At 33.2% G+C, this 17,956-nt stretch carries 14 protein-coding genes; 7 read left to right on the top strand and 7 right to left on the bottom strand.

Annotated elements, in window-relative coordinates; genetic code table 11:
• Positions 1–247: 247 nt before the first annotated feature.
• From LG295_RS11890 to LG295_RS11880, 3 genes are all read right to left on the bottom strand, one after another.
• Positions 248–1,468, bottom strand: a complete 1,221-nt coding sequence (locus LG295_RS11890; RefSeq protein WP_107530561.1) for an Nramp family divalent metal transporter — start codon at positions 1,466–1,468, stop codon at positions 248–250.
• 17 nt (positions 1,469–1,485) lie between these two features.
• Entirely contained in the window at positions 1,486–2,430 is a 945-nt protein-coding gene (locus LG295_RS11885) for an agmatinase family protein (RefSeq protein ID WP_318832368.1), read from the bottom strand.
• Positions 2,431–2,702: 272 nt separating this feature from the next.
• Positions 2,703–3,947, bottom strand: a complete 1,245-nt coding sequence (locus tag LG295_RS11880; RefSeq protein ID WP_318832369.1) for a Glu/Leu/Phe/Val dehydrogenase — start codon at positions 3,945–3,947, stop codon at positions 2,703–2,705.
• 274 nt (positions 3,948–4,221) lie between these two features.
• Between LG295_RS11880 and LG295_RS11875 the strand changes: the two genes are divergently transcribed.
• Together LG295_RS11875 and mmuM are read left to right on the top strand one after the other, a co-directional pair.
• The gene (locus LG295_RS11875) at positions 4,222–5,550 is read left to right on the top strand and encodes an amino acid permease (protein WP_318832370.1); all 1,329 of its coding nucleotides are present in this window, start codon (positions 4,222–4,224) and stop codon (positions 5,548–5,550) included.
• Positions 5,551–5,559: 9 nt separating this feature from the next.
• Positions 5,560–6,468 carry a homocysteine S-methyltransferase gene (gene mmuM / locus LG295_RS11870; RefSeq protein ID WP_107530565.1) on the top strand — a complete coding sequence of 303 codons (909 nt, stop codon included), beginning with the start codon at positions 5,560–5,562 and terminating at the stop codon, positions 6,466–6,468.
• Positions 6,469–6,731: 263 nt separating this feature from the next.
• On the opposite strand, the gene LG295_RS11865 is transcribed toward mmuM, so the two are convergent.
• Together LG295_RS11865 and LG295_RS11860 are read right to left on the bottom strand one after the other, a co-directional pair.
• Entirely contained in the window at positions 6,732–9,371 is a 2,640-nt protein-coding gene (locus LG295_RS11865; RefSeq protein WP_404475971.1) for a fibrinogen-binding adhesin SdrG C-terminal domain-containing protein, read from the bottom strand.
• 286 nt (positions 9,372–9,657) lie between these two features.
• Positions 9,658–10,665, bottom strand: coding sequence for a fatty acid desaturase (locus LG295_RS11860; RefSeq protein WP_325999537.1), 1,008 nt, complete (start codon positions 10,663–10,665; stop codon positions 9,658–9,660).
• Positions 10,666–11,086: 421 nt separating this feature from the next.
• Between LG295_RS11860 and LG295_RS11855 the strand changes: the two genes are divergently transcribed.
• Entirely contained in the window at positions 11,087–12,457 is a 1,371-nt protein-coding gene (locus LG295_RS11855) for an amino acid permease (protein WP_325999536.1), read from the top strand.
• Between the two features lie 242 nt (positions 12,458–12,699).
• Positions 12,700–13,176 (top strand): SRPBCC domain-containing protein, encoded by a 477-nt coding sequence (locus tag LG295_RS11850; protein WP_318832374.1) that lies wholly within the window; start codon positions 12,700–12,702, stop codon positions 13,174–13,176.
• 105 nt (positions 13,177–13,281) lie between these two features.
• Here the strand turns inward: LG295_RS11850 and LG295_RS11845 are convergent, their stop codons facing one another.
• Positions 13,282–13,413, bottom strand: coding sequence for a hypothetical protein (locus tag LG295_RS11845; protein ID WP_017723505.1), 132 nt, complete (start codon positions 13,411–13,413; stop codon positions 13,282–13,284).
• A gap of 273 nt (positions 13,414–13,686) precedes the next feature.
• Here LG295_RS11845 and LG295_RS11840 point away from each other — a divergent pair, with 273 nt between their 5' ends.
• Together LG295_RS11840 and LG295_RS11835 are read left to right on the top strand one after the other, a co-directional pair.
• Complete coding sequence (locus LG295_RS11840; RefSeq protein ID WP_318832375.1) at positions 13,687–14,040, top strand: zinc ribbon domain-containing protein YjdM; 354 nt, start codon at positions 13,687–13,689, stop codon at positions 14,038–14,040.
• Positions 14,041–14,666: 626 nt separating this feature from the next.
• Positions 14,667–15,974: an NtaA/DmoA family FMN-dependent monooxygenase gene (locus LG295_RS11835; protein ID WP_318832376.1), complete on the top strand. Its 1,308-nt coding sequence runs from the start codon at positions 14,667–14,669 to the stop codon at positions 15,972–15,974.
• 97 nt (positions 15,975–16,071) lie between these two features.
• On the opposite strand, the gene LG295_RS11830 is transcribed toward LG295_RS11835, so the two are convergent.
• Complete coding sequence (locus tag LG295_RS11830) at positions 16,072–17,214, bottom strand: low temperature requirement protein A (RefSeq protein ID WP_318832377.1); 1,143 nt, start codon at positions 17,212–17,214, stop codon at positions 16,072–16,074.
• A gap of 139 nt (positions 17,215–17,353) precedes the next feature.
• On the opposite strand from LG295_RS11830, the gene LG295_RS11825 reads away from it, so the two are divergent.
• Positions 17,354–17,521, top strand: a complete 168-nt coding sequence (locus LG295_RS11825; RefSeq protein WP_318832378.1) for a hypothetical protein — start codon at positions 17,354–17,356, stop codon at positions 17,519–17,521.
• The last annotated feature ends 435 nt before the right edge of the window (positions 17,522–17,956 follow it).

Raw genomic sequence — 17,956 nt, 5'->3', positions numbered from 1 at the left:
CGTAGTTGTCAGCGATAGAGAAACAACATTGTTTATATAAGTAAAGATTACATATCTAGGTTGATTTGAAGTTGAAGCGCTATTTTACGCTATTATTTATGCACGTGGGAAAATAGAAAAGTTCTAATTTACGCTATAAAAACAAAAAACTACTAATCTTCCGTGAATACAGTTGATTAGTAGCTTGAAAAGTTATATTTAGAAGTTGTACAGAGAATGTAAGACGATGATACTTGATTATAAAAGGTTAAGACATAAAAGTACTAATAGCATCTATTAAACTATAAATACCTAAAAAGCTTACGACTAAAACCACTATTCCTCCGATAATATTAAGCCAAATGGTATTCGTAAAGTGACCCATTAAGTTCTTCTTATTAATAATAATAAAAATTAAAATGGCCACAATAGGTAAAATGATACCATTTAAGGCTTGAGCAATGAGTAATACTTGAAGCGGTTCAAAGCCTAAGGCCGAAGTGATAATACCTATAATGATAATAATAGTAAATACTGCCTTATACTTTTTACTCTTCATACCACCTTGCCATCCGAGTAGGCTGCTAATAGTAGCGGCAGCACCTGTGGGTGAAGCAATAGCTGACGATAGACCTGCAGCAAACAAACCAACACTGATTGCGATTGGAGCCGCATCACCTAACACGGGTTCTAGTGGTCCTGCGAGTTGTATCACACTTGTGACCTCTTTACCTTGGATTAAAGTGGCTGCAGAGATTAATATCGCTGCGGATATAATACCACCAACTGAGATGGAGATGACTGTATCCCAACGTGCAAATTTTAATTCTTTTATGTGACCAAATCGTTCATGGACTGCAGTGGAATGGATGAAGAAGTTGTAAGGCACAACGGTTGTACCAATAAGTGCAATGACCGTGAGGATTGAACCATTTGGTATTGTAGGTACAAAGATACCTTTTAAGATACCTATAACATCTGGCTTAATAACAATCATAGTAGTAATAAATATCATACCCATAATAACCATGAGTAGGATCATTATTTTTTCTAAAAAACGATAATTACCAAATAAGCCGATGAGTAAGATAATGACACCGATTACGGGTGCTACCCAATGTTCAGGCAAATTTAATAAATAGGAAGCACCAAGTGAGGTGCCAATCAAGTCACCACTGATATATGCTGCACAACCAATGGTTACAGCAATTAAAGTGAACCAAACTATAATCAACTTGCCAAGTTTATTTTTAAATAAGTCTTGGATGGCCTCACCCAAGCCCTCACGGGTGACAAGTGATAACCGAATAATCATTTCTTGCAGTACAATTGTAGCGATGATGGAAAATACTACCGCCCAAAGTAAACTATAGCCAAATCCTGCGCCACCTTGAGTCATGGTCGTCACAGTGCCTGGACCAATGAAAGAGGCTGTAATAATCATTCCTGGACCAAGTGAACGTAAAATTTTCTTAGCACTTTTTAACAATTAAACCACTCCTCAAATTATTTTGATTGATTTAAATAAGCGACGTGGCCAGCAAGCACATATAGTACTGCTGTAGAGACAAAGTGAGCTGAGTTTTGGTTGGCATCCATCATTGGATATACTTCTACATAATCCATGCCACAAAGACCTAATTTACCAAATTCATGAATCATTGTTAATAATTCATAAGAGGTAATGCCGTTACCATCTACGGGTCCTCCTGGATTAAAGGCAAAATCCAATACATCACTGCAAATTGTTAAATACACAACATCAACATCTTGACTTGCTTGTTCATAAATGTCATGTGCATACTTTTTTAAATCTTGAGCTTCACGAATATCATTAATTGTTAAAGTAACAGCCCCTGCTTGTTGAGCATAACGACCTGTAGCAGGTTGATTTCGAGGACCGTGAATACCTGTGTGAATAATACTTTCATTTCGTATGCCATCGGTATTATAAAGGTGCATGAAAGGTGTATTACGCGCATAAGGCTCACCTTCATAGTCCGGCATATTATCGTAATGGGCATCTAAATGTATGATGCCTACTTTCTTACCAGTTTCTGTTAAAGATTTAAGGATAGGATATGTAACACCGTGTTCACCGCCAAACCCTACTAAGAACTTTCCACTTTCCCAAAGTGGTTTAGTGAAATTAGCAATATTATCATAGCTTTGTTTGTTGTCGTGTGCTACAAATGGAACATCGCCCACATCTCCAATAGTTAAGTGTTCGCTGATATCAATATGATTTAACTCGGGCAAATATTGACTGTAACGCGCGGAACAAACACGTATTTGTTTTGGTCCTAATTCAACTCCAGTATAATTCCCCCAAGTACTTTCACCTTCAAACGGTGCACCATAAACGATGACATCTGTGTCTAAAGTATTTATTTGAGTTAGGTTCTTACTATTTAAAAAACATGGAACATTACCGTAAATATTATTTTTCATAATGTATATCCTCCCCTTTATTGTAAATAAGTATATAGATTATTATTTTATATTTCAAATAAATCTGAAAATTCGAATTTCTATAAGCGGGAAGTGTTAATTAAATAATTTTAAATAGAAAAGTTACTATGCAAGGGGAGTAAGTAGTGCATTGTTAGTAATAAGCTAGTGATAAATAAATAAAACATCCACTAGCGTCATTTAACGTCAGTGGATGTTATAAACAAGTTTTATTGATATGTTTTATGAATTTGTGTGATACGTATTAAGCATTAAGCCCAACCGCGGAAACGTGATGCTTCAGCAGTACGTTTGATTCCTAATACATAAGCAGCTAAACGCATATCCATTTTTCTATCTTCTGCTAAGTCATATATTGTATTAAACGCTTCAACCATTTTTTCACGTAGCTTCATATTAACTTCCGCTTCTGGCCAATAGTAACCTTGATTATTTTGTACCCATTCAAAGTAAGAGACGGTTACGCCACCAGCACTAGCTAAGACATCAGGGATAATTAAGACATCACGCTCAGTTAAAATACGTGTCGCTTCTGGGGTAGTCGGTCCATTAGCTGCTTCAGCGATAATTTTTGCTTTAATTTGATGCGCATTATCCTCAGTGATTTGATTAGATAGTGCAGCAGGGACTAAGATGTCACAATCAACCTCAAATAATTGTTCTTTAGGTATATTATCATCAAATAGGTGTGTGACTCTGCCATGTTGCTCTTTAAGTTCAACTAGACGATCAACATCTAAACCATTCGGGTCATGCAGCGCTCTGAAACTTTCAGATATGGCTACAATTTTAGCACCCATATCATGTAAGATTTTTGCGATAAAGCTTCCAGCATTACCAAAGCCTTGAATCGCCACACGAGACCCTTTAATATCAATATTTCTACGCTTTGTTGCTTCTTCAATTGTGATGACTGCACCTAGCGCAGTGGCACGGTTACGGCCTTGTGAACCGCCTAAAGAAAGGGGTTTACCCGTAATAAATGCAAAGGCGTTGGAACGATTAATCTTACTATATTCATCCATCATCCAAGACATAATTTGCGGGTTTGTATAAACATCCGGTGCTGGGATATCGCTCTCAGGTCCAACAAATTGTGAAATAGCTTTAACATAACCGCGAGATAAACGTTCTAATTCTTGGTTGCTCATTTGTCTAGGATCGCAGATAATACCGCCTTTTCCACCACCAAATGGTAGGTTGGTGATGCCACATTTCATTGTCATCCACATGGATAACGCTTTAACTTCTTCTTTATTTACATCGGGATGGAAACGGATACCACCTTTAGTAGGACCAACGGCATGATTATGCTGTGCACGATAACCGGTAAATGTTTTAACCGTACCGTCATCCATACGGACTGGGATACGTACTTCTAAAAATCTTAAAGGTTCTTTGATGAGTTCATACATGCCATCGTCAAAACCTAATTTATGTAAAGCTTCTTTCGTAATTTGCTGTGTTGAAGTTACTAAATCATTATATTCTGTCATTACATATCTCCTTTATCTGTTACTTATATTTCATGGTAAGGGTGTGAAGAATGAAAATCAATACTAAAAACTGAATTTTTATAAAAGTTTGAAAATTCAGTTAAAAAGATAGCGCTTACTTATTTAAATTATTTACTGGTGTGTATACAATGGTGTTTGAATTTTAAGTAGTGTATTTTGCAACTTTATATTGACTAAATTTTCAGAAATAAATAGAATGATTAATAATATAAAAAATTATATATTTAGTACTTAAAGATAAGGAGCACATAAAATGGAACAAACGACATTTAAACGTGCTATGAAACAACGTCATCTTATGTTATTGAGTTTTGGCGGTGTCATTGGTACAGGTTTATTTTTAAGTTCTGGATATACATTACAGCAAGCAGGTCCACTAGGTACTGTGTTGTCTTACTTAGTAGGTTCAACCCTCGTATACTTAGTTATGCTTTGTTTGGGACAATTAGCCATTAAACATCCTGTAACTGGAGGATTTCATACATATGCTAGCAAATATATTCACCCTTCAGTAGGGTACATTGTTGCATGGTTTTATTGGCTAACGTGGACGGTAGCATTAGGATCTGAATTTACTGCCGTTGGTATTTTGATGCAAAAATGGTTTCCTGAAATACCTGAATACATATTTGCTGCCAGTGCGATTATATTGGTATTGATTTTTAATATCATATCGACAAGGTTCTATGCAGAAGTTGAATTTTATTTTTCGATGGTAAAAGTGATTACGATTATTGTGTTTATTATTTTAGGTATTTGCGTCATCTTAGGTATAATCCATTACAATGGATATGAAGGAATAAATACAATTACGCAGAGATACACTCATCCTACTTTTCCTAATGGAATAGGGGCAGTATTTTTAACAATGTTGGCTGTGAATTATGCTTTTAGTGGAACAGAGTTAATAGGAATTGCGGCTGGTGAAACTGAAAAACCTAAGCAAGTTATTCCTAAGGCGATACGCGCCACTTTATGGAGACTAGTTATTTTCTTTATAGGAACGATGGTTATTATCTCGATATTAATCCCTAGTTATCAAGGGAAATCCTTAGAAAGTCCCTTCGTGGTGATTTTTCAAAAAATGGGGATTCCATATGCTGGGGACATTATGAATTTAGTGATTATTACGGCTTTATTATCTGCTGCTAATTCAGGGTTATATGCTGCAAGTAGAATGATATGGAGTTTATCAAATGAAGGTGTGTTTCCTAAATGGTTTGGGCGTTTAAATAAATATCGAATGCCTGTAAATGCAACGTTATTTAGTATGATAGGTGGTTTGTTAGCTTTATTATCAAGTGTTTATGCAGCGGATTCACTATATGTAGTACTTGTATCTATTGCTGGTTTAGCCGTAGTAATTGTTTGGATGAGTATATGTGTTTCTTACTTTAATGCCAAAAGAGTTGATCATAGTTTGAAAATACATCAATCAGTACCTATTATTGGATTTATTTTGTGTTTAGTATCGTGTGTTGGGATGGTTTTTGACTCTAATCAAGCACCAGCGCTTTATTTCGGTGTGCCTTTTGCAGCAATCGCATTATTATACTATTTTATTAAGTACCACAAGAAATGAGGCAAATAAATGAGATTATTAGAAAAGTTAGAAGCTCAATCGCCACTAGTGTTAGATGGTGGATTAGCAACAACATTAGAACAAGCAGGGTGTAATTTAAATTCATCATTATGGTCGAGTGAAGTATTGAAAAATAATCCTGTAAAAATTAAAGCAGCGCACCAATCATTTACAGATGCAGGGGCAGACATATTACTTACGAGTACATATCAAGCAAGTTATCAAACATTTTCAGATATTGGACTAAAAGATGTTGAAATAGAACAACTATTTACTACAGCGGTTGATCAAATCATGGATTCGAGTACATATAAGCAAGTAATCGTTGGTAGTTTAGGACCTTATGGTGCATATTTAAGTGATGGTTCTGAGTATACAGGTGATTATGAATTAAGTAACGAGGATTATTTTAATTTTCACCGTTCACGTATAGACGCATTAATTACAAGAGGGGTGCATGACTTTGTTTTTGAGACGGTGCCAAACTTTGAAGAGATTAAAGCTATTGTTGAGTATATTGTTCCACACTATACGGACCAAACATTTTGGTTATCTGTAACGGTAAATGATTTAGGCGACTTGTCTGATGGTACAAAATTCGAAGATTTATGTGAGTTTATCCAAAAATATAAAAAAGAAATTCCAGTTTTTGGTATTAATTGTTCATCTGTAGCAGGGGTCAATCAAGCTATGGGAAAAGGGCTTACTATTTTACCACAGACAATTGCGCTATATCCTAATGGCGGCGCAAAATATAATGCGGACACAAAACAATGGGAGAGTATGGGGGATAGCCACTTGATAGTTGAACAGATTCCAGATTGGTTAAGACATGATGTTAAAATAGTTGGTGGTTGTTGCCAAACAACACCAGAAGACATTAAAAGAATTCACGATAAAATAAATTTATCGGTTTAATTATAATATGAATGAATATATCTACCGAAGTTTTGTTTTAGGTTATGAAAAATACGCTTCAAGAAAGTAACTTTTTAGGTTATTTCTTGAAGCGTATTTTAAATATGAAACGATAAGTAATATACTAATAAAACGTTTTAAATTGATTCGATTATTAACTTTAGATATTTCTCATGAAAAATTGTGAAGACCAATATATTTATGTTTTAAATTTCACCTCATGACAGTGAATAAGTCATTTTATATTTTTTTATTGAGAAGTTTTACTTTTCTTCTTGTTTCTTTTTTCTAAAGATGAGTAGTGTGGAACCTAATAATAGTAATAAACTACTCCAAATAGTTGTATTGCGTTCTTTTTCACCGGTATCAGGTAATTGTTTCTTTTCAGTTGTTGACTGTGAAGGTTTTGTTTTTGGAATATACGTTTCTGCTTTTGTATTTGTGGCATTTTGGCTAGATTTTACTGCTGTACTAGTATTGATAGCCTGTATATTTAACTTTGTATTTTTTTGTGAATCTAATTTAACCACATTATTGTGATGATTAGGTGAAACTTTAATTTCATTATCTTTAGTTGCTGGCTCAGGATCCGGCGTTGGCTCAGGATCCGGCGTTGGTTCAGGGTCCGGTGTTGGTTCAGGATCCGGCGTTGGCTCAGGGTCCGGCGTTGGTTCATGATCCGGCGTTGGTTCAGGATCAGGTGTCGGCTCAGGATCAGGTGTCGGCTCAGGGTCCGGCGTTGGTTCAGGGTCCGGTGTTGGCTCAGGATCTGGCGTTGGTTCAGGATCAGGTGTTGGCTCAGGGTCCGGCGTTGGCTCAGGATCAGGCGTTGGTTCAGGATCAGGCGTTGGTTCAGGATCAGGTGTCGGCTCAGGATCAGGTGTTGGCTCAGGGTCCGGCGTTGGCTCAGGATCCGGCGTTGGTTCAGGATCAGGCGTTGGTTCAGGATCAGGTGTCGGTTCAGGATCAGGTGTCGGTTCAGGATCCGGCGTTGGTTCAGGATCAGGTGTTGGCTCAGGGTCCGGCGTTGGCTCAGGATCCGGTGTCGGCTCAGGATCCGGCGTTGGCTCAGGATCAGGCGTTGGTTCAGGGTCCGGCGTTGGCTCAGGATCAGGTGTTGGTTCAGGATCAGGTGTTGGCTCAGGATCCGGCGTTGGTTCAGGATCAGGTGTCGGCTCAGGATCAGGTGTCGGTTTAGGATCCGGCGTTGGCTCAGGATCAGGTGTTGGCTCAGGGTCCGGCGTTGGCTCAGGATCCGGCGTTGGTTCAGGATCAGGTGTCGGCTCAGGATCTGGCATTGGTTCAGGTTTAGGTTTCGGGTCAGACCCTTCTCCATCAGCTTTGTTTTGATAGAATAATACGCCATTATTCCAACTTGCTTGTGTGTAATAATCTTCATAATATGGCGAGAATCCTGAAAGTGTTGTTCTAAAAGTTAACGATTGTGCATCACCATCATAAGTGCTATCAAATTTGACTACATAGACACTATCTAAATTATCAAAGTCTATTTGATAATTACCATTAGTAACATTTAAATTAATGTCGTTAGTAACATCTTGAAACATTGAAGTATCTGACGTGTCAGCGTATATACTTTGATTTAATTCATTAGGCTTCATTACTTTAAAGACTTTTACAGAGGGCAGGTTGCCGTCTTGTTTATTTCCGTTAATGATTTGACCATAGACAGTAGCGGCAGGTATTTTAAAATTATTTGGATTAATATAAGCAAGGTGTGTAAAAGTATTATTTTGTTTATTCAATGAAACGATACTACCATTAACACTTAAACCAACATTATTTATACCATTTAGATATTTTATATATACATCTTTTTGAGTTTTTTGTCCATTTATTGTCGCGATAATTGATTGATTACTATCGTGAGGAACAGTTTTAGGATCAATAAATAAATTTAAAGACAGGTTTGTTTTTATATTCTCTCTATTATTTACGTAATCTGTGAATCTATATCTAATTTTTCCGTCTTCTAAAATACTGCCATTTGCAATAACTGTTTCTCCATTTTTAATTTCTGGAACTTTACTTATCGCAGATACGCCACGAGTATTTACATTATTAGAAAGTGAAATGTCGAAATAATCTCCTTCTTTAACACCTTCCCCAAATGTTAATTCATAGTTTAAAGTTGATCTTTCACCATTATGTGGTCTGATTGTAGCATTCGATTCAATATTGCTATTAACCACAGTAATTTTATCACTTACGTCTTTACCAACTCCATTCTCATTACTAGCTACTTCAAGGTTTGGATTCGTAGCATTATATGTAGAGATTGTGCGTTTTGGTGAAGCAATGTTTTCAATTGATGATAGTTGTGCTTCATCTTTCTTAGGTTCACTTACTTCATTTTTCTGTGGTGTGTTTTGTTCAGATGTAGTGGCAGATTGCGTAGTTTCATTTTGCGTATGGGTTTCGCTAGAAGTTGGTGCAGAGTTAGATGGTGTTTGTTCACCAGAATTAGCATCTTTATTGTTGCTGTTCGTATCTAATTTAGCATTTTCGTTTTTATCGTTCATATTTTCTAGAGGTGATTCTTCTAGTTTAGTGTTATCTTCAATTTTTAAAGTTTCATCTGCTTCTATTCTTTTATCATTGTTAACGGATTCCGTATTTTCCATATCATTTTTATTTAACGCTGTATCATTAGGTGCAGTTATTTCATTGTTAATAGCAACCTCATTTGATGTATTGTTTTCACTTTGTGCTGCACTATTTTGATTATTTGAATCGATTTTTGTTTCTTCATTCGTAGACTCTGATGCTTTTGCCTCCCCAGAAGTACTTAGACCAATGGCTAGGCAAGTACCTAAAAGTACTGACGCAGCTCCAAATTTATATTTGCGAATACCAAACTTTTCATTTTTCTTTATAAACATAACATACTCCTCTTTTTAAAATTCATATTATATTGTGATATAGATAAGTATTATAATTTATTTTATATGTTTACGCAATGTAATAATTAATTGTTTTGAATAATTTATTAAATGATAAAAATAAGATTAGCTTAGCTAATCTTATAAAAATTAATTATTTTATGAATTTTAAAAAATGACGCGTGAAATGTTTTGGATGTAAAAAACTACTCAATCCTCATGAAATTTGAGAATCAAGTAGTGTGTTAAAGTAATTATATTTGATTGCGTATAAGTAATATTGTATTTACGAAGGCTGTTTTTGTTTTAATGCAAATTCTTTAAATGTGATAAAACGTTTATGACTTTCATCATATAATTTAAATTTTAACGAAGCGAAACTTTCTCTAATCGTAATTGAGGTTGCATGATGTAATGGTGTGACATTGTCATGCGTAGCTTCTAAAGCATAATTTGGAATTCTAGGATTTAAATGATGGACATGGTGATATCCAATATTACCAGTTATCCATTGAATGAATTTTGGTAATTTATAATATGAACTACCATCAATAGCTGCTTTAACATAATCCCACTCAGAAGATTCCTCAAAATAAGAATCTTCAAAGGTATGTTGAATGTAAAAAAGCCAAATACCTATCATTCCAGAAATAAAGACCATAGGCGCAAAAATAGCAAAAAATTGGCTAGCCCCTAATAGGTAAATAAGACCACCGTAAATGATTAATAATAAAATATTATTGAGCCATGTGTTCGTGCGTTCTTTTGTTTTAGCATCTTTTGCGTTAAAGCGATTAGATACAAATACTAAGAAAAACGGCCCTAAAACAAACATTACAAATGGATTGCGATAACATCTATAAGTTAAACGTTTAAAACGAGACGAAATTTGATATTCTTCAACTGTCATGACCCAAATATCTCCAATGCCACGCTTCTCCAAATTCCCACTACCTGCATGATGCATTAAATGTTCTCTACGCCATTTTCGATAGGGAAAAAAGGTTAAAAAACCTGTCACATTACCTAATAAATCATTATGCTTCTGTTTTTTTAGATATGAACCATGACATGCATCATGAAAAATAATGAATGTTCTAATTAAAAAGATTGAAGCACATATACTACTAATAATTGCTAATGACCAATGTACTTGATATAAAAACCCACTTGATACTAACAACGCAAGGAGGGGAATTATTGTATTGATTATTTGGATTGTACTTTTTGTATAGCTCGTTTTTTCAAACGGTTTGACCATCTTACGTAACAATTTCTTTTTATCTTTTTCCATTTACACCAAACTTTCTATCCACTCAGAAATCAATTTTTACTGAAGTGTTTAATTCAGTGTATAGAAGTAGGATACCTATTACAAACATTTATTTGAATTATTTGAATACTTTTTAATAAAAAGTGAAATAATGGCTAATAAAAAGCTTTATCTAAAAATAAAATTTAATTCTCAGTTAATTTAAATGTTTATATTTTAACCAATTAATGCGTTGAAAAATAAAAAATTGTAAAAACTCAATGATATTTAAATAATTTTAAACCAATAGTTGTAATTTTCAGAAAAAAAGAATATTATACAACCAAGCATTGTGAGATATATGCATGCAATATTTAAATTAGTTTATTTATAGTAAGACATAGGGGGAATAAACAGAGCATATGTTAAGCGTGCTTAAAAACAACTGAGGTGGGCTAGTTTTATGACGAATACTTTAAACAGAGAGTTAAGCAATAGACATATTCAACTTATTGCGATTGGTGGCGCTATTGGAACAGGATTATTCTTAGGGGCAGGACAATCCATAAGTTTAACGGGGCCATCCATTTTACTAACTTATATTATTGTCGGTTTCGTATTGTTTATGTTTATGCGTGCAATGGGAGAAATGTTATTACATAACACAGAGTACAAAACATTTGCAGACATCGCACATGATCAAATAGGTCCGTTTGCGGGGTTTGTAACTGGTTGGACATATTGGTTAACTTGGATTACGTCTGGTATGGCTGAAATTACAGCAGTTGCAAAATATGTAGAATTTTGGATACCAGATTTACCTAACTGGATTACGTCTTTATCATGTATTTTGATATTAATGGCATTTAATTTAACAAGTACAAAAATGTTTGGTGAATTAGAATTTTGGTTCGCAATTATAAAAGTAGTGACAATAATCGCTTTGATTGTTGTAGGTATTGTAATGATAGTATTTGCGATACAGACACCTTTTGGACAAACGAGTGTAGCTAATGTATTTAATAATGGCTCATTATTTCCACACGGAGCATCTGGTTTTTTCATGTCTTTCCAAATGGTAGTATTTTCGTTTACTGGTATTGAAATTTTAGGTATTACAGCTGGAGAAACTAAAAATCCAGAAAAGACTATACCGAAAGCAATTAATAGTGTACCTATAAGAATTTTATTATTTTATGTTGGAGCATTAGCGGTAATGATGTCTATTATTCCGTGGCAAGATATTGATCCAAATAATAGTCCTTTTGTTAGCTTATTTGCATTAATTGGTGTGCCATTTGCGGCAGGGCTTATCAATTTTGTAGTATTAACAGCTGCGTCTTCTGCGTGTAATAGTGGTATCTTTGCGAACAGTAGAATTCTATTTGGCTTATCAGAGAAAAAGCAAACACATCATTTACTGATGAAAACGAATAAAAAAGGCGTGCCGTATATCGCAATTTTAGTGACTTGTGCATTATTATCTATAACAGTATTGCTTAATTACTTAATACCTAATGCAACTCAAGTATTCTTTTATGTAACAGCAATATCAACTATATTGTTAGTTGTTGTGTGGATGTTTATCATGCATGCTTATGCAAAATATGTAAAATCAAATCCAGAGAATCATAAAAAAAGTTCATTTAAGTTACCTGGTGGCGTAAATATGGCAAGAATGGTTCAATTATTCTTTGTTTTTATTTTAATTATTTTATTCCTTGTACCTGATACGAGGATGGGTATTATCTTGTCACCAATATGGTTCATCCTACTTGCATTAATTTATTTGAGATATACAAGAAAAGTGCGTAAATTGGAAGTAAACAGCTAGGGATATAAGTAGAGTGTTAGGTTGTGTAGTCATTTAAATAGTAGATGGTAGAGTGAAACACCTGATTCTTATGTGCCATTTAATGCTAGATCATCAATTCTAGGACTGGATTAATACAAAGCTGTTATTTTAATAAAATATTATTTTTGTGCTCTGCTAGATTTAAGGAAGTTACCATATGTGTTGTGACAATATTTAATAATACATTTAAATTTTGATTTGTGAGAGGAGGTTACATTGAAATGGAAGCTGTATATGCAAAGGATGACCAAGGTGCTTATCAAACACTGAAAATAACTATTGAGAAAGATAGTGAAACTATTTTTAATTTATTAAGCACGACTGAGGGGGTTCAGAAATGGTTTCCTCAATTATCATTTAAGGAACGCAAAGTTGGTGGCAAGATGACATTTCATATGGATGACCAAGACGATATGGAAATGGAAATTACTGCATTCGAAGATAATGTAGCTATTGGTTACACATGGGATACCGGTGCAGTAAGATTTGATTTGTATGATAGTGGATATGAAACAGTACTTATATTAGATGAGTTCTTACCGTTTGATTTTCCGCATATCATTTTAGACTTTTCGGGTTGGCAGTTCCAACTGCAAAGTATAAAAAGTGTGGCAGAAACAGGTAAACCCTTGGACCAAAGTGAATGTGATTTTGACAGTGTAAAAGAGGAAGTAGAAACAAAACTTGATTTAGGTTAATATTTGAATTTAGTAGTTTAGTTTTTATTATTGTAATAGTCGATTAATACCAAAATAAGCTGGGACATAATAGTTAATGTCCCAGCTCATTTTTAGTTTATAAAATTAAAATTTATCTTTTAAGTCTTTTGCTTTATCTGAAGCTTGGTCTTTCACTTCTTTTTGCTTATCTTTATCATTCTTTACTTCGTCAACCTTATCTTTTGCTTTGTCTTTAAACTCGTCAAATTTACTCATTATAAAAACCTCCTTTAAGATTTGTGACACAAGTACTTTTCCACTTATCAATGCAAATAAACATTTTTATTTGCATTGATAAGTGGAAAAGATAAGAAAATAATATGATTAACATTATTAAAAAATATAGCATGTAGGCTTTGGTAGCATAATTAAGACAAAAATAAGGTTAAAAATAACTGACGATTTTAATAAAAAAGTAGAGAAAATAGAGGATATATTTTATAATATGGTAGATTAAAAGCAAGTCAATAATTTAATGGAGGTTTAAGCATGGAATATACTTTACCTAATTGTCCAGAGTGTGATTCAAGTTATACATACGAAGATGGAAATTTATTCGTTTGTCCTATGTGTGCTCACGAATGGTCTGAAGCTGAAAATGATGAAAACAAAGAAGCTCAAATTACAAGAGATGTGAATGGGCAGGAATTAGTTGACGGGGATGCTGTTACTGTTATTAAAGATTTAAAAGTAAAAGGTACATCATTTGTAATTAAACAAGGTACGAAAGTAAAAAGTATAAAAATAGTTGAACCTGACGACGGGCATGACATCGACGCGAAAGTTGATAAAATTGGACTAGTGGGATTAAAATCTTCACTTGTAAAGAAATTAAAAGGCTAGAGCAAAATTAAACATAAAATAATAACGCTGAGGGATGGGATAAGGACCTGATTTAAATGGGGATTCGTTGTCTCACCCTTTTTTGTTATTTATATTTAGTAAAAATAAATAGCTGATAGATTACGCTAGTATTATGAACAAATATAATTACTGTATAATAAATATGATATGACATACTAAAACAACATGTTGTGTATATTTCTATATGTTATTATAAATCTAACTATTGGACATTCGTTAATTATGGTAGATATGAAATTTAACTATAATTTTCTCAGATAACAAATTCGAATATAATTACTTATTACGAGGAGATTGAGTATATGTCAAAAGATTATATTTTTATAAAAATTAAAGTATCAAAAGTGTGTTGTATGTCTGCAGTGAAATGAATAAAATAATAATTCTAAGCTACTAAATTCAATTTCTTTAAGAATTTAGTGGCTATTTTTAATGTATTAATTATAATCTTTATGTATAAAAAATATTTAAATTAGGTGCATAAAAGTAATTGTTTTTATATACTATGTGTAATTAAAATATTGTGAAATTTTTCGTAATATCTTATTTTGTTAGATTATAGCGATAAAAATTTCATAGTAATAAGGGGATTAGAAGACAATATTATGAAGAATCAGATGCATATTGTTTCACTTATTTATAGTACGGGTTTACATCCTGCTTCATGGAGACTAGAAAACTCTAGGATTGATGAAATAGGGCAAATTACATACCAACAAGAAATTGCTAAAATTGCAGAACGTGGTTGTTTAGATGCTATATTTTTAGCAGATGGGCAATATATTTCTCAAGAAAATACAGGACATTTATCTTATTTCTTAGAACCTATCACTACCTTGACTGCTATTTCACAAATAACGAAACATATTGGGTTAATAGCAACGTTATCTTCTACATTTTATGATCCATACAATACAGCACGTTTAATAGGTAGTTTAGATCATATTAGTCATGGGAGGGCCGGTATTAATATTGTTACCTCACAATTTGATAATGAAGCAAGTAATCATTCAATGACGCAACTTCCTCCTTTAAATGAAAGGTATAAAAAAGCAGAAGAATTTGTACATGTATTGAAACAATTGTGGCAATCGTTTGATAGTCATGCATTAATAAATGATAGAAAGTCTGGCAGAGGCATAGAGTGGTCCTTAGTAAATGAAATTAATCATGAAGGAGACTATTTTAAGGTAAAAGGCCCTATAAATATACCATCTAGCCCTCAAATATATCCGGTTTTGTGTCAAGCTGGTACGTCGATTCCAGGTCGTGATTTTGCTTCGAAAGCTGTAGATATGATTTTTTCAGTAGCTTGGAATAAGGCAGACGCTAAGAGGTTTTTGAAAGATATTGAGAAACGAACAGAGCAACTTAATAAGTCTGAAGGTAGACCATTGATTTTACCAGGTTTGACAGTTTATGTTGCAGATACGATGGAAGAAGCTAAAGAAATAAGAGCCGCACTAGATCGTTTCATAGATGTAAATGAAAAAATTAAGCAGATTGAACAAAGTATCGGACAAAGTGTTGAAGGATGGGATTTAGACGCTGTTGTCCCATCTTTACCGTCTTATGATAACTTAACAACAAAAGTTGTGTCGAAAGCGCGCTATGAAGCGATACGAAGTACTATAGAAACAGAATCGCTTACATTAAGAGAATTAGCACAGCGTGTGAGTACATGGATGGGGCATAAAACAATTGTTGGAGACCCAATAACAGTTGCAGATATGATGCAAGAATGGTTTGAAGAGGAATGCTGTGATGGTTTTACTCTTATGCCGCCCACTTATCCAGATATGTTTGAAGCTTTTATTGATAAAGTAATTCCTATATTGCAAGAGCGTGGCTTATTTAGAAAAGCGTATACGGGAACAACTTTGAGAGAAAATCTACAATGCGTAGTGGAATAGCGTGTTAATGCAGCATATCATAGAAAACAAGTTATAAAATTTCATGACAACAAATAAACGTCAAATGCTATGGATATATAGCATTTGACGTTTATTTTTACTCAGTGATAGTGATGTCTCTAGCTTTATTGTTATAACGGATTTTCATAAATGTACCGAGTATAGTTGAAACAGTTAAAAATACTAGAATTGTAAACGTTAAACTATGAAAAGGAATTAATAGATTAATGATATAGAATAAGATGAGGATGATTGCTACATAAATATACAGTTTTTTTGTTTTGTACACTTGATGAAAGTACGTCATGTTCAATAACATCCCAAGATAAAATAGTGATATTGCTACAAATGTAAGCGTAATTTCAAATGTAGGATTAATTTTTACCTCTTCTGAAAATATCTCGCTAGCATTAATTAAACCTAAAGCAAAAAATATAATTATATGTGTGTAACATAGTTTGAGACCCGTAGACTTTTGTTTTGGATTCATAAAGGACTCTAATTTAATCCAATAGCTTCCAAATAGTCCTAAAATAATTAAAAATTGGAAAATTGATATGATTTCAAAATGTTGAATATTGAACAATGAACCTAAACCAACCATACTTTCTCCAAACATAATAATTGTAAATAAGCTATAGCGTTCTATTAGATGTGGCATATTAACTGGTGATTTTTGCAATATTTTAATTCCAAACAAAGGGAAGAGTAAACAACATATTATAGCAATATAAAGCATATGATAATGTGTATCTCCAGGAATAAAATAACCTATAAAAATCAGGATACTAGAAAATATTGAAGTTAAACCGTAAACTAAACAAAGTTTTTTCTCTTCATGAAGAATGTTTTCTGAAAACGTAAGTAAATATTGGAGTCCAATACTTAAAAACAAAATAGCAGTACATAGAAAAAATGCCTCATAAGTTTTATCGAAATTTGTGTTTATACTATTAGATAAATAAATTGTAATAAACATGTTAAACATAAGGAACATAAGATCTCTAGTATTATTTAAGCCAAATCTATTAGTATAAATGGTTTGATAACTCCAAATAGATACAAATACAAATAACATTACGCCATATTTGAAAAATAAAATACCAGGCACTATGGCATGTTCTAAGTGCAATATTGTGTGAGACATTTGTGAAATTGCATAGACAAAAATTAAGTCAAAAAATAATTCTATAAATTCTACTTTTTTTACGTCAAAATAACGGTTTTTTTGTATTTTCATATTCAACTCTTCTTTTCATAATTATTTTTAAAATAATATCATTGAATATTTTACCAAATTTTTAATTCTAGAAACAAAAAACGATAAATTAATTTATCGTTTATCACATATTGGTTTTACGATTCCTCGAAATGTTGATGTGTATTGGGTAGAAGAAGCTGGCATCGGTTCTTCTTATATGGATATAAAGCATGAAAATGAATTCACTAAAAGACATATCAAATGGCTTGCCTATAATACAATGCACATGGCTACAATGTTGAGAAAAACGCCATTACCAAATAAAGGGAATAAATTAAATGAATAAAATAAGATGAAATATTTTAATAGACTCCATTTTAAAGTGAAAACTTTAAAATGGAGTCTATTATTTCTTCGTAGAAAAACTTAGTCTATTTTTGATTTTTTATTTATAAATCATAAAAAGTTGTGAAATTTTGGTATAAGTCTATTTCAGCGTTTTGTAAAACCGTCGATTCAGGTGATATTGCTGTTCCTTATTCTATGATGTGATTTAAATTGTGAAACTAAAGATGATGTCACATCAGCTATTTATTGTTCTTCTAATGTCAGTGATTCGTGTTCCGTTGCTTGTTCCAAATGTTTAATAACTGTGTTGATTCTATACGAGGTAATTTATTTCATATAGATTTAATATTTCTAGTTTTTCATTTGGGCAAGTCTCATTATATTTTGTTTTTATTTCATTCCCACTATTTGGGGTCAGTTCAAACTATCACCT

It is taken from the genome of Staphylococcus pseudoxylosus, from assembly GCF_044794325.1.
Lineage (GTDB): Bacteria > Bacillota > Bacilli > Staphylococcales > Staphylococcaceae > Staphylococcus > Staphylococcus pseudoxylosus.
This window is presented reverse-complemented; position numbering and strand designations above follow the sequence as displayed.

Bases quoted from the DNA above. Each gene is read 5' to 3' on its own strand.
- mmuM (WP_107530565.1), top strand. From the start codon at position 5,560: ATGAGATTATTAGAAAAGTTAGAAGCTCAATCGCCACTAGTGTTAGAT.
- LG295_RS11840 (WP_318832375.1), top strand. From the start codon at position 13,687: ATGGAATATACTTTACCTAATTGTCCAGAGTGTGATTCAAGTTATACA.
- LG295_RS11855 (WP_325999536.1), top strand. From the start codon at position 11,087: ATGACGAATACTTTAAACAGAGAGTTAAGCAATAGACATATTCAACTT.
- LG295_RS11835 (WP_318832376.1), top strand. From the start codon at position 14,667: ATGAAGAATCAGATGCATATTGTTTCACTTATTTATAGTACGGGTTTA.
- LG295_RS11850 (WP_318832374.1), top strand. From the start codon at position 12,700: ATGGAAGCTGTATATGCAAAGGATGACCAAGGTGCTTATCAAACACTG.
- LG295_RS11865 (WP_404475971.1), bottom strand. From the start codon at position 9,371: ATGTTTATAAAGAAAAATGAAAAGTTTGGTATTCGCAAATATAAATTT.
- LG295_RS11885 (WP_318832368.1), bottom strand. From the start codon at position 2,430: ATGAAAAATAATATTTACGGTAATGTTCCATGTTTTTTAAATAGTAAG.
- LG295_RS11880 (WP_318832369.1), bottom strand. From the start codon at position 3,947: ATGACAGAATATAATGATTTAGTAACTTCAACACAGCAAATTACGAAA.
- LG295_RS11860 (WP_325999537.1), bottom strand. From the start codon at position 10,665: ATGGAAAAAGATAAAAAGAAATTGTTACGTAAGATGGTCAAACCGTTT.
- LG295_RS11830 (WP_318832377.1), bottom strand. From the start codon at position 17,214: ATGAAAATACAAAAAAACCGTTATTTTGACGTAAAAAAAGTAGAATTT.
- LG295_RS11845 (WP_017723505.1), bottom strand. From the start codon at position 13,413: ATGAGTAAATTTGACGAGTTTAAAGACAAAGCAAAAGATAAGGTTGAC.
- LG295_RS11875 (WP_318832370.1), top strand. From the start codon at position 4,222: ATGGAACAAACGACATTTAAACGTGCTATGAAACAACGTCATCTTATG.